Source organism: Pseudomonas jilinensis, from assembly GCF_003586265.1.
GTDB lineage: Bacteria > Pseudomonadota > Gammaproteobacteria > Pseudomonadales > Pseudomonadaceae > Halopseudomonas > Halopseudomonas phragmitis.
The window spans coordinates 1-12,104 of record NZ_QJSA01000010.1; the positions used below are offsets into that span (position 1 = coordinate 1).

The following is a 12,104-nucleotide window of genomic DNA, read 5'->3' on the forward strand; positions in this document are numbered from 1 at the left end:
GATTACGGGCACAGTGGGTGCGGTGGCCCGCAATCGTCGTGGTGAAACGTACGAAGTACGCCTCACCCACACAACTGCCATTGCGAAGCACGCGGAGTACGCCTCACCCTCAACCGCCACTGCGAAACGCACGAAGTACGCCCCCCTCAACCGCCACTGCGAAAGCACGAAGTACGCACCCACCTCAACCGTCATTGCGAGGGCCGCAGGCCCGTGGCAATCCAGGCGCACCAGCCCCAGGCAGTGGCAAGCAGGAGCGGTTCGATCTTACGCATTAGCCCTCAAACCCAGCCGATCCTGTACTAAGCTGAATTAACCTTTCCTTACGCAATGCCTTTTGCAATGTGTCTCATGCTGAGTAAAATGTTATTCTGACAAGCGAAACATGACACTAATTGTGTTTCGCACAGCGAAACCAATCATAAGAAAGGCACACTATGCGCACACGCCTACGTAGTTTTGTCGGCGCACTGGCTCTGACGCTCGGTTTACCGGCGGCGGCTTCGGAGCATTCCGATCTGCCCCGCGTCATGGTCTGGACCGCCTATGGCACCGGCGCTGCCGGTTACGCCCAGGCTGCCGCTCTCGGTGGCATGCTCAAGCACGAGGTCGGCAGCAATATCCGCATTCTCCCCGGTCGCAACGATGTGTCACGGATGATCCCGCTGAAAACCGGTCGAGCCGATTACTGTCTGTGCGGCATCGCCAGCTATTTCGGCCAGGAAGGCATCTTCCTGTTCAACAAACCCGACTGGGGCCCGCAGCCGATCCGCATGGTGCTGGCGTCCCAGGGTACCCAGAGTTTTGGCCTGGCTGCCGCAGCCGATACCGGCCTGACCTTGCCTTCCGAGCTGCGTAACCAGCGCATCATCTTCATTCGCGGTGCTGACTCGATCAACATGATCACCAGCGCCATCCTCGCCTATGCCGGCCTGAGCTGGCAGGACGTGCGCCGGGTTGATGCGGCCGGGACCAACGAGGCGATCGAGATGCTGATCAACGGCCACGCCGACGTTATGCCGATGTCTACCCGCACCCCGCTGATGGAGCGCATCGCCGCCAGTCCGCGTGGCATCAGCTGGCTGCACATGCCCAACGAAACCGAGACCGACAAGGCTGCCTGGGCTCGGGCGCAGCAGGTGATTCCTTACTACACCCCCCAGATCGAGACCCGTGGCGCCGGTGTGTCCGAGGCCAACCCCTGGCATGGTGGCGGTTACGCGCTGCCGATCCTGGTGACCAACGCCAGCCGCAACGCCAACGAAATCTACGCGCTGACCAAGTTTATCGATCAACACTACGACCACTTCAAGGATCTGGCGCCGGGGGCCGAAGGCTGGGCGCTGGACCGTCAGGTGTTCGACTGGGTAATGCCCTACCACGAAGGCGCGGTGCGCTACTTCCGTGAAGCCGGGGTCTGGAGCGACGAATACGAAGCTCACAACCAGTCGCTGCTGCGCCGCCAGGAAATACTGATGGCCGCCTGGCAGGAGCAGTTGGCCGCTGGCGAGACCGAGAACTTCCAGATGAGCTGGATGCAGCGTCGGGCCAAGGCCCTGACCGAAGCCGGCTTTGATCCCGGTTTCCGCCGCTAAGGCAACCCCGTTAACGGGGCGGGGTTTAACGACCACGCCCTTTGTCATGATCATGAGGCGGTATCCATGTCAGAACAACAAGAAGCCCTGCGCAACCCCTTGACCGGACTGTTGCTGCGCATCGTTGCGGTATTGACCGCAGCATTGGCGATCTACCATATCTTCAACTTCGGCGCGCTGACCGGTTACACCATGCTGACCGGCGAATACATCTACGGCCTGCTGGCAATGATGCTGCCGATGGTTTACATCGCCATCCCGGCCGGGCGTGGCCGGCGGATCAAGTCGGTGCCCTGGTACGATTGGGTGATGGCACTGGCCAGCGGCCTGTGCTGCATTTTCTTCATCGCCAATCAGGCGGTGTCAGTCGATGAGGGCTGGGAATACGCGGCGCCGCAGTATGTGGTCTATGTCAGCCTGGTGCTGTGGGCTCTGGCCCTGGAAGCCACCCGCCGCTGCGGCGGCTGGCCGATCTTCGTGGTGGTGTTTCTGGCTTCGGTTTTCCCGATCTTCGCCGGCAAGCTGCCGGACAGCTTCGCCGGGATCTCGACCCCAATCGATCTGGTGGCGATCTACCACACCAACAGCGATGAAAGTCTGCTCGGCATTCCCTCGCAGGCGTTCGCCAATCTGGTGATCGGCTTTTTGCTGTTCGGCATCGCTCTGCAGCGCACCGGCGGTGGCAAGTTCTTCATCGATCTGGCCTTTGCCCTGCTCGGCAAGGTCCGTGGCGGTCCGGCCAAGGTTTCGATTTTCTCCAGCGGCCTGATGGGCTCGATGTCAGGTAGCGTGGTGACCAACGTACTGACCACCGGCCCGCTGTCGATTCCGGCGATGCGCAAGGTCGGCTTCTCCAAGCCCTATGCCGCCGGGGTGGAAACCTGCGCCTCGACCGGCGGGGTACTGATGCCACCGGTAATGGGCGCCACCGCGTTCGTTATGGCGACCTTCCTCGACATTCCCTACGGTGAAATCGCCCTGGCCGCGGCGATTCCTTCGGCGCTGTATTTCTTCGGCCTGTTCGTACAGATCGATTTCTACTCGGCGCGCAACAAGCTCAAGGGCCTGCCGGCCATCGACCTGCCGCGCGTGCGCGACACCCTCAAGGAGGGCTGGCACTACATTTTCGTATTCGCCTTCCTGATCTGGATGCTGCTGTTCATGAAGCAGGAAGCGATTGCGCCCTTCTACGCCACCGCGCTGCTGATCGTGATCAACCAGTTGCGCAAACACAGCCGCTGGCGCTGGAAGGACTTCAAGGACTTTGCCGAGTCCTGCGGTGCGCTGTTTGCCGAGCTGACCGGGCTGATGGCCGGGGTCGGCCTGATCATGGGCGCGCTGGCGGTGTCGGGGATGTCCGGCACCATCGCCAACGACCTGCTGTTCATCGCCGGCGGCGACATGTTCGTGCTGCTGCTGATGGGCGCGCTGACCAGCTTCATCCTAGGCATCGGCATGCCGGTCACCGCAGCCTACATCTTCCTGGCCATTGCCCTGGCACCGGCGCTGATCAACGGCGGCATGAACCCGATGGCGGTGCACATGTTCATCCTCTACTGGGGCATGCTCAGCTTCATCACCCCGCCGGTGGCGATCGGTGCCTTTGCTGCTGCCTCGGTGGCTGGCTCCAGCCCGATGAAGACCAGTTTCGTGTCGATGCAGATGGGCAGCATCATCTACTTCATCCCGTTCTTCTTCGTGCTGGAGCCAGCGCTGCTGCTGCAGGGTGATGGCAGCGATATTCTGCTGGCGATCAGTTGCGCGGTGGGCGGTATTTTGTTGGTCGCCGGCGGCCTGCAGGGTTACCTGCCATGGCTTGGCGACCTGAGTCAGCGCGGGCTGCTGCACTGGCCGTTACGCCTGCTGTTCATCTGCGGCGGGCTGCTGCTGGCAATGCCGCACAACCCGTTCCTGGCCTTGAGCGAAATGCAGTTGTTCATTCTGTCATTCGCCACCATTGCCGGGGCGGTGCTGCTGACCCTGGCGCATCGAACGTTAAGGCCCGCCGCTTAACATGCACGCACTAAAACAGGGCGCAATGCGCCCTGTTTCTTTTCTTCCGCACCAAATCTGCGCGCCCTGTAAAAAACCTCTAATTCATCAGCTCCCTGCCAATAAGGTCATCTAGCCATTACGTGCCATTTTGGTGCGCTTATTGCTTGGTGACCGGTTCAAGAAAAGGGTATGGGGGTACCTGATGTCTTTACGTAGCCATTCAATGAGCCTGAGTGCAGCCGAACGCCACTGGCTGCCCTGGACCGGCAGCAGCGGCAAACTGGCCATGGGCTGGGCCTGCCGCCTCAACAACAACCGTTATGCCCAGCTCGAAGAGATCTTCGAAAGCATTGCCAGCACTCGGGTCCGACTGCTGCAGCAATGGTGTGAAAACCAGTGGTCGGGGCTGCAAGGCATTGCCGAAGCCCTGCTGGCCGAGCCCGAACAGATCGACACCCAGCAACTGCGCCAGTTGAGCGAAAAACTGCCGGATGCCAACGAACTGTTCGTACTCGACGCCCAGGGCCAGGCGCTCTACAGCAGCGCCAACGACCTACCGGCTGCGCTGGATCCACATGCGGTACAGACCGGGTTGCGTCAGCGCCTGCTGCACGGCCCGTATATCGACCCACGGACCCTGACGCTGGGGCCATCCAGCTCCAGCTTTCATGATGCCGTGACCCTGATGTTCTTTCTGCCGTTGCCCCAGGGCGGCTGCCTTTGCGCCCGGGTGCCCAACGACGTGCTCGGCGATCTGATCCAGCGCGAAGCCGGACACATTTATCCCGAATCCGGCGACAACTACATCTTCATGGTCGAGTCGCGCTTCGACCCTGGCATTGAGCCAGGCCGGGCACTGTCGCGCTCGCGCTTTGAAGACAGCACCTTCAGTCACGGCGACAACCTCAAGGACGGTATCCGCACCGCCTGGGGTACGGTACGGGTCAACGCACATACCGAGTTCGAGATTCGCTTCACCGATCCGGCCACCGGCCAGTTGCACCCCGGAGTGCGGGAAACCATCCGCAACGGCAGCAACCTGTTCGTTACCTACCCCGGTTACTCCGACTACCGGCATATTCCGGTGATCGGCAAGGGGGTGACCTTCAGCCTGCCGGGCTCGCCCGATCGCTGGGGCATGATGTGCGAGGCCGACCTGCAAGAGGTGTATCGCTACCGCTCGCTCAGCTACACCCTGATGCGTCAGTTCCTGCTGATTCTGCTGCTGCTCGCCGGCACTCAGGCTGCACTGGCCCTGGTTGGTGCCGGGCCACTGCTCGCCATAGCCGGCAATGCGCTGGCGATGGGCGCCTCAGCGCTCTGGTTCTGGCAGCGTGGCACCCGCCGGCTGGCCCGACGCATGGGCCGGATGACCGAAATCATCCGCACCATTGCCGAGGGCGAAGGCAACCTCAGCCAGCGTATGGACACCAGCCGTCTGGTAGCGGACGAAACCGGTGAACTGGGACGCTGGGTCAACAGCTTCATCGACAACCTCGACACCATCGTCGGTCGGGTCAAGCGCGCCAGCCGCCATGCCCTGCGCAACAGCGAACAGATGCTCGCGCGCAATGAGCAGGCCAGCACTACCGCCGAGACCGTCACCGGCGATATCCAGCAGATGTTGCGGATGATCGAAACCCAGTTGCAGACGCTCGACGACGCCTCGCAAACCGCCGCGCAGATGAAAGCCAACATGGCCAGCGTGGTCGACTCGGCGCGCCAGCGCCTCGACACTCTGAGCAGTGGTACCCGCAAGATCCGCGATATCGTCGCAACCTCGGCCAACAGCGTGCAGGTGCTGGACCAGCGCTCGGCCGACATCGCCGGCCGGGTTTCGCTGATCACCGATATCACCAGCCAGACCAACCTGCTGGCCCTCAATGCCGCGATCGAGGCCGCCCGGGCCGGTGAGCATGGCCGGGGGTTTGCCGTGGTCGCCGACGAGGTGCGAGCCCTGGCGGCCCGCACCGCCCATGCGGCTGCGGAAATCAGCCAGGGCATCAACGCCATCCACGAAGCCACCCGCGAGGCGGTCAATCTGATGGAACAGGGCGTGGCCGATGTCGATCTGCAACTGCAGGAGGCCAGCACCGCCTCGGATGACAACGACCTGCTCTATCGCAACGTCGAGGAGCTGTTCGAGGTGATCGCCCTGATGGACAGTCACAGCAAGGAGCACGGTCGCCAGGCCGACCGGGTCGCCCAGACCAGCAGCTCGATGGCCCGGGTAATCCGCACACTGCGCAGCAGCTCAGCCCAGGTCCGGGAAACCGCCGAGCGCCTGAATCAGTTGTCCGACAGTTTCCAGGTCAGTGACGACCAAACCGCCCGGCGGCTCAGACCAGCGCCACTGGCGACACCGGCGAGCCAACCGCGCCGGGCAAGCGCAGTGGCGGTGCGCTGAGCAGGAAACGATAACGGCCGGACTGGCGCAGGTAATGCGCCAGCTCGGTCAGATACCACAGCTCGCCCAGATGGATACCCAGCTTGAACAGGCAGTGCTCATGCAGTGGCAAGGCTGCGCAGCAACTGCCGCCATCGCGCGCCGGGTAGGCCTCGACCGCGTAGTTGTCGGCAATCAGCACACTCAGACCGCTGTCGCTGATCCACTGCAACAGCGCTGGATCGCGGCCATCGAGCACCGCGCAGCTGTTTTCCAGGGTCTTGGCGTCCGGCTGCCTGCCCATGCCCAGTACCACATCGGCAAAGCCGGTATACAGGCAAACCATATCGCCCGGCTCAACCACTACGCCATCGGCCAGCATGATTTGCTGCAGGCGGGCATGATCGACCAGTACCCGCTCGTGGCCACAGTGCTTCTGCAGATCGATCAGCAACGCCCGGCCACTGACCGCGGTTTCGGCCATTTTCTCGATGCCGAGACGCTCGGCATTCACCCCTTCCAGCGCATCCTCATGCCCGGCCGGCCCACGAATATGCTCGCCGGCGCGCCAGCCGTTGTAATACAGCGGCTCGGCCACACCATCACCGTCGGCATCGAACAGCGCACCGACATGCGACAGCGCATCCCACTGGGTTGAATACTGGGTATACAGCAGCACCGCATCATCGCTGACCACATCGGTGAACGCCGGGTTGATGCGCTGCAATTCGAAGTTGTAATTGAGCTTGTCGCCACGCCCAGAGGTAAAGCGCCGGGGTGGATGACGCAGGCGGTTGAGCGCGTTGCCGCCGGGATAGTCGAGCGGCAGGCTCAGGCAGAAGCTGCGCCCTTCGCGCACCTCGGCCACACCCTGCAAGACCTTGTCCGGGGTCAGCAGGTTGAGCCGGCCGAGTTCGTCATCGGGGCCAAACTCACCCCAGTTCGAGCCTTCTGGACGGTGTTTCCAGCGCATCGGATGCCTCCTTGTTCTTGTTGATAACGCGCTTTCTTGTAGTCCCACGATGCCATGTTGCTCCCCTTCCGGTCATGCCCATTAGCCCGGCTGTTGCCAGGCCATAGGCCGCAGCGATGATCTCGGTCAATGCCGGGTACCGCACGCCTGGCTATGCTGCGCCGCAATCTTGTCTTGAACACAGGAATTCTCACCATGCCCCAGACCCCCGAACTGCTGGCCCCGGCCGGCACCCTGCAGGCCATGCGCTATGCCTTCGCCTACGGCGCCGATGCGGTCTACGCCGGTCAGCCACGTTACAGCCTGCGCGTGCGCGAGAACGACTTTCACGACCCCGAGGTGATGGCTGCGGCGATTGGCGAAGCCCAGGCACTGGGCAAGCGTTTCTACCTGGCCAGCAACATCGCTGCGCACAACAGCAAGGTAGCCACCTATCTGCGGGACCTGGAACCAGTGGTAGCGATGGGCCCGGATGCGCTGATCATGTCCGACCCCGGGCTGATCATGCTGGTGCGCGAGCGCTGGCCCGAACTGCCGGTTCACCTGTCGGTGCAGGCCAATGCCGTGAACTGGGCCACGGTGAAGTTCTGGCAGGATCAGGGCATCGAGCGGGTAATCCTGTCACGCGAGCTGTCACTGGAAGAAGTGGCCGAGATCCGTGAAAAATGCCCGGATGTCGGGCTGGAGGTGTTCGTTCACGGCGCGCTGTGTATCGCCTACTCCGGGCGTTGCCTGCTGTCCGGCTACTTCAATCACCGCGACGCCAACCAGGGCGCCTGCACCAATGCCTGCCGCTGGCAGTACGAGGTCCAGCCGGCCGAGGAAACCGCCGAGGGCAATTACCAGCCAGCGGGCGGCGCCCACATCATCACCCAGACCGGCAAGCCGGATGAGCCGATGGCCATCGAAGAGGATGAGCACGGCACCTACATCATGAACTCCAAGGACCTGCGCGCCGTGCAGCATGTGCAGCGGTTTGTCGAGATGGGTATCGACTCGCTGAAGATCGAGGGCCGGACCAAGACCCATTTCTATGTTGCCCGCACCGTACAGGCCTATCGCAAGGCGATCGACGATGCGGTGGCCGGCAAACCCTTCGACCTGGCGCTGATGGATGATCTGGAGAGCCTGTCCAACCGGGGTTACACCGAAGGTTTCTACCGTCGTCATCCACCGGGGGTATACCAAAACTATGAGCATGGCGCCTCGCGCATGACCCGCCACCAGTTTGTCGGCGAGGCCCTGCGACGCGATGGCGACTGGCTGCACGTGGCGGTCAAGAACCGCTTCCAGTTGGGCGACCAACTGGAGCTGATGACCCCATCGGGCAATCTCAGCTTTACTCTGGAGGCACTGCGCAACACCCAAGGCCAGGCCATCGAGGTAGCGCCGGGCAATGGTCATGAGGTGCAGATCCCCTGCCCGCCTCAGCTGGATCCGGCCTTTGCTCTGCTGCTGCGCTATTTGCCGGCAGCCTGAACAGAAGCTGTCGGCCTGATGAACTTTTCAGGTCATGACTTGACCAATAGGTACCGATCCTTTAACTTCCACGCGCCGCAATTTGCCGGCGAAATCATGAGGCCATTATGGACCTTCCCAGTAGATGCTTGACAACTGAACACAGTACCCCGAACCACAGCGTTCGCGCGGCCTGCCTGTTCGCGTCTGGAGCCTGCTGCCGGTAATCCCCCGGTAACTCCTGCGTGCACTGGCCGGCACGCGCTACAAGGAGTTACCCATGAGCTACGAAACTCTTGCTGCATCCCTGCGCTCCGCCATGGAGCGTCAGGACCACGACGCCATCCGTCTGCTGCTCAGCGAGCTGCCCACCGCCGACATTGCCGAATTTGTCCGCACCGAGCAGCCTGCCACCAGCCTGCAACTGCTCAACTATCTGCCCATCGATGCGCGCGCCGATGTCTTTGGCTATCTCGAGCCCAGCGAACAGCTCGAAATAGCCAAAGATCTCGACGACTTGCGCCTTGGCCAGCTGCTTGCTCGTATGAATGCCGACGAAGGCGCCGACCTGTTCAACCTGCTGCACCCGGCTCGCCAGGACGCCATCCTGCGTGGCATGGCCAAGGAGGAGCGCGAAGAGCTGCGGCGCCTGGCCAGCTATGCCGAAGGCACCGCCGGGGCGATCATGACCAGCGACTACGTGGTGGTGCCGGCCGATCTGACCGCCCGCGAAGCGCTGGATCAGATCCGCCTGACCGCGCCGGATGCCGAGACCATCTACCAGATCTACGTACTTGACGAGCAGCAGCGCATCGCCGGCACCCTGTCGCTGCGCGAGTTGATTCTGGCGCCGCCACACAGCCGGATCGAGGCGCTGATGACCCATGAGGTAGTATCAGCCAGCGTCGATACCCCGCAGGAAGAAGTGGCCAAACTGATCGCCCGCTACGACATTCTGGCCCTGCCGATCACCAACGGTGGCGACCGGCTGGTGGGTATTGTCACCTATGACGATGCGATGGACGTGGCCGAAGCCGAAGCCACCGAAGACATGCATAAAGGCGCAACCATCGGCAAGCTGGAAGGCGGCCTGCGCAGCGCCAGCCTGCTGACCCTGTACCGCAAGCGGGTCGGCTGGCTGGTGCTGTTGGCTTTCGCCAACATTTTCTCCGGCGCCGGTATCGCTTATTTTGAAGACACCATCTCAGCCTATATCGTGTTGGTATTCTTCTTTCCCCTGCTGATGGGCAGCGGTGGTAATGCTGGTGCCCAGGCCGCCACCCTGATGGTGCGCGGTCTGGCCGTTGGCGATGTGCGCTTCCGCGATTGGGGCTGGCTGCTTGGCAAGGAGTTGCTGGTAGCCGGGGCTCTGGGGCTGACCATGGGGCTGGCGATCGCCAGTCTCGGCTGGCTGCGAGGCGGCCCCGATATCGCTTTGGTCGTAGCGCTGAGCATGCTGGTGATCGTTATGATCGGCAGCCTGATTGGCATGAGCCTGCCGTTCTTGCTCAACCGCCTGAACCTTGACCCGGCCACCGCCTCGGCACCCCTGGTAACCACCATTGCCGACGCCAGTGGGGTACTGGTGTACTTCGGTATCGCCACCGCCATTCTCGGCCTGCCCAGCCCGAGCTGAGGCCAAGGCTGAATCCGTGCTGAACGAACCCCGGTCCAGGACTCGCGCTCCCGGACCGGGCATGTTCTACTTACGCCCTGCTTTAATTGAGTAACGGAATTTTTCTGATGGATTGGCTGCAAGTCATCATCCTGGCGATTGTCCAGGGCCTCACCGAGTTTCTGCCGATTTCCAGTTCGGCGCACCTGATTCTGGTCCCGGTACTGACCGACTGGCCCGACCAGGGCCTGGCCTTCGATGTGGCCCTGCACCTGGGCAGTCTGGCCGCCGTGCTGATCTACTTCCGGGCCGACCTGATCAACATGACCCAGAGCTGGGTGCGCTCGCTGACGACCCGGCAACTGGACGCCGACGCCCGGCTGGCCTGGGCGGTGATCCTTGGCACCATCCCGGTCGGGCTGGCCGGATTGGCATTCAAGGGCACCATTGAAACCGTATTGCGCTCACCGGTCTGGATTGCGGTTGGCCTGATCGGCTTCGGCCTGCTGCTGGGCTGGGCCGATTGGCGCCACAAGGGTGAGCGCGAAGTCAGCGAGATGCGTTGGAAAGACGTGCTGTTGATCGGTATCGCCCAGGCTATCGCCCTGTTCCCAGGCACCTCACGCTCGGGCATCACCATGACCGCCGCACTGATGCTGGGCTTGAGCCGCGAGGCGGCCGCGCGCTTTTCATTCCTGCTGTCGATCCCGGTGATCGTGCTGGCCTGCGGCCTGGAAGGCAAAGACCTGATCCAATCGGGCGAGCCGGTGAACTGGACCTTCATGCTAGCCGGCATCCTGCTCTCAGGCGTCAGCGCCTATCTGTGCATCCATTACTTCCTGGCCTTTATCAAGCGGATCGGCATGCAGCCGTTCGTGATCTACCGCGTGGTACTGGGCCTGTTCCTGTTGTGGATTTTCCTTTGATCGGAGCCCAGTGATGACTGCCCTGTCCACAAGCATGCGCCCCTTCCTGCTGCTGACCCTGGCCCTGTTGCTGGCAGCCTGCCAGCCACGGGAACCAGAAATCCAGCATCTGGATGGCCAGATCTTTGGCACCTTTTACCAGATCAGCCTGCCCGGCTCGCTCGGCAAGGACGAACTGGCCCGCCTGCGTGAAGGGATAGAGGCCGAGCTGGAGGCCGTGGATGCCAGCATGTCGACCTATCGCGATGACTCCGAGCTGATGCGCCTGAACCGCCAGCCGGTCGGTCAATGGCTGGAACTGTCCGCCGAGCTGATGACGGTCCTGAGCGCCGCGCAACAGGTGGCCGAGGCCAGTGACGGAGCCTTCGACATCACCGTCGGAGCGTTGGTCAATCTCTGGAGTTTTGGTCCTGAGGCCCGCCCCTCTCGGATTCCCGAACCCGATGAGCTGGCCGCCCGCCTGGCCCAGAGCGGCCACACCCATCTGCAGTTGGATCAGCAGCAGCACCGGGCCCGGCGCCTGAGCGATCATTTCGTTGACCTGTCCGGCATCGCCAAGGGCTATGGCGTTGACCGGGTCTCGGCCTGGCTGCTGGCCCAGGGACAGGATAACCATCTGGTCAATATCGGTGGTGACCTGGTTGGCCTGGGTGAGCGCAGACCCGGCCAGCCCTGGCGCATTGGGGTCGAGTTGCCGGACAGCAGCCAAACTCAGGTGGCCCGGCATATCCTGCCGATTCATGACCTGTCGGTGGCCACCTCTGGCGACTACCGCAACTTCTTTGAGGATGATGGCCAGCGCTACTCGCACACCATTGATCCGCGTAGCGGCCAGCCGATGCAGCATCGACTGGCCTCGGTCACCGTACTGCATCCCTCGAACATGCTCGCCGACGCCTGGGCCACCGCACTGATGGTGGTCGGCCCGGAGCAGGCCCAGGAGTTGGCCCGCCAGCAGAACCTTATGGTACTGCTGTTGAGCCGCGAGCCTGACGGCCGCTGGAGCAGTTGGTCGTCGCCGGCACTGGACGAGCAGTTCGACAGCGAGACGCTTAAACCGCTCAGCTCGTAATCGCGCACTCCCAGCCTTGACCATGATCCTGATCAAGGTTTGCTCAATCCGCCCGTGCTTGAATATGGCATCAAGCCACTATTT

At 62.4% G+C, this 12,104-nt stretch carries 8 protein-coding genes; 7 read left to right on the forward strand and 1 reads right to left on the reverse strand.

The genetic code is table 11. The features are described 5' to 3' along the window. The first annotated feature begins 437 nt into the window (after positions 1-437). The 3 genes from C2846_RS11645 (at position 438) to C2846_RS19165 (ending at position 5,997) form a co-directional block, all read left to right on the forward strand. Positions 438-1,595 carry a TAXI family TRAP transporter solute-binding subunit gene (locus C2846_RS11645; protein WP_080049088.1) on the forward strand — a complete coding sequence of 386 codons (1,158 nt, stop codon included), beginning with the start codon at positions 438-440 and terminating at the stop codon, positions 1,593-1,595. A 66-nt stretch (positions 1,596-1,661) separates the two neighbouring features. Next, positions 1,662-3,608 (forward strand): TRAP transporter permease, encoded by a 1,947-nt coding sequence (locus C2846_RS11650; protein ID WP_080049087.1) that lies wholly within the window; start codon positions 1,662-1,664, stop codon positions 3,606-3,608. 1,678 nt (positions 3,609-5,286) lie between these two features. After that, positions 5,287-5,997, forward strand: a complete 711-nt coding sequence (locus tag C2846_RS19165; protein ID WP_420849049.1) for a methyl-accepting chemotaxis protein — start codon at positions 5,287-5,289, stop codon at positions 5,995-5,997. Here C2846_RS19165 and C2846_RS11660 read toward each other — a convergent pair. After that, positions 5,930-6,949: a cyclase family protein gene (locus tag C2846_RS11660; RefSeq protein WP_080049085.1), complete on the reverse strand. Its 1,020-nt coding sequence runs from the start codon at positions 6,947-6,949 to the stop codon at positions 5,930-5,932. The genes C2846_RS19165 and C2846_RS11660 overlap by 68 nt on opposite strands. A 195-nt stretch (positions 6,950-7,144) precedes the next feature. On the opposite strand from C2846_RS11660, the gene trhP reads away from it, so the two are divergent. The 4 genes from trhP to C2846_RS11680 all read left to right on the forward strand — a co-directional run bounded on the left by trhP (position 7,145) and on the right by C2846_RS11680 (position 12,020). Continuing rightward, positions 7,145-8,428, forward strand: a complete 1,284-nt coding sequence (gene trhP / locus C2846_RS11665) for a prephenate-dependent tRNA uridine(34) hydroxylase TrhP (protein ID WP_080051634.1) — start codon at positions 7,145-7,147, stop codon at positions 8,426-8,428. Between the two features lie 259 nt (positions 8,429-8,687). Then, positions 8,688-10,043, forward strand: coding sequence for a magnesium transporter (mgtE, locus tag C2846_RS11670; RefSeq protein WP_080049084.1), 1,356 nt, complete (start codon positions 8,688-8,690; stop codon positions 10,041-10,043). A gap of 107 nt (positions 10,044-10,150) precedes the next feature. Then, positions 10,151-10,948 (forward strand): undecaprenyl-diphosphate phosphatase, encoded by a 798-nt coding sequence (locus tag C2846_RS11675; protein WP_080049083.1) that lies wholly within the window; start codon positions 10,151-10,153, stop codon positions 10,946-10,948. 13 nt (positions 10,949-10,961) lie between these two features. After that, positions 10,962-12,020: an FAD:protein FMN transferase gene (locus tag C2846_RS11680; RefSeq protein WP_205890199.1), complete on the forward strand. Its 1,059-nt coding sequence runs from the start codon at positions 10,962-10,964 to the stop codon at positions 12,018-12,020. Positions 12,021-12,104 lie beyond the last annotated feature (84 nt).

Coding starts and splice junctions, on each gene's coding strand:
- C2846_RS11645 (WP_080049088.1), top strand. CDS start 438: ATGCGCACACGCCTACGTAGTTTTGTCGGCGCACTGGCTCTGACGCTC.
- C2846_RS11650 (WP_080049087.1), top strand. CDS start 1,662: ATGTCAGAACAACAAGAAGCCCTGCGCAACCCCTTGACCGGACTGTTG.
- C2846_RS19165 (WP_420849049.1), top strand. CDS start 5,287: ATGGCCAGCGTGGTCGACTCGGCGCGCCAGCGCCTCGACACTCTGAGC.
- C2846_RS11660 (WP_080049085.1), bottom strand. CDS start 6,949: ATGCGCTGGAAACACCGTCCAGAAGGCTCGAACTGGGGTGAGTTTGGC.
- trhP (WP_080051634.1), top strand. CDS start 7,145: ATGCCCCAGACCCCCGAACTGCTGGCCCCGGCCGGCACCCTGCAGGCC.
- mgtE (WP_080049084.1), top strand. CDS start 8,688: ATGAGCTACGAAACTCTTGCTGCATCCCTGCGCTCCGCCATGGAGCGT.
- C2846_RS11675 (WP_080049083.1), top strand. CDS start 10,151: ATGGATTGGCTGCAAGTCATCATCCTGGCGATTGTCCAGGGCCTCACC.
- C2846_RS11680 (WP_205890199.1), top strand. CDS start 10,962: ATGACTGCCCTGTCCACAAGCATGCGCCCCTTCCTGCTGCTGACCCTG.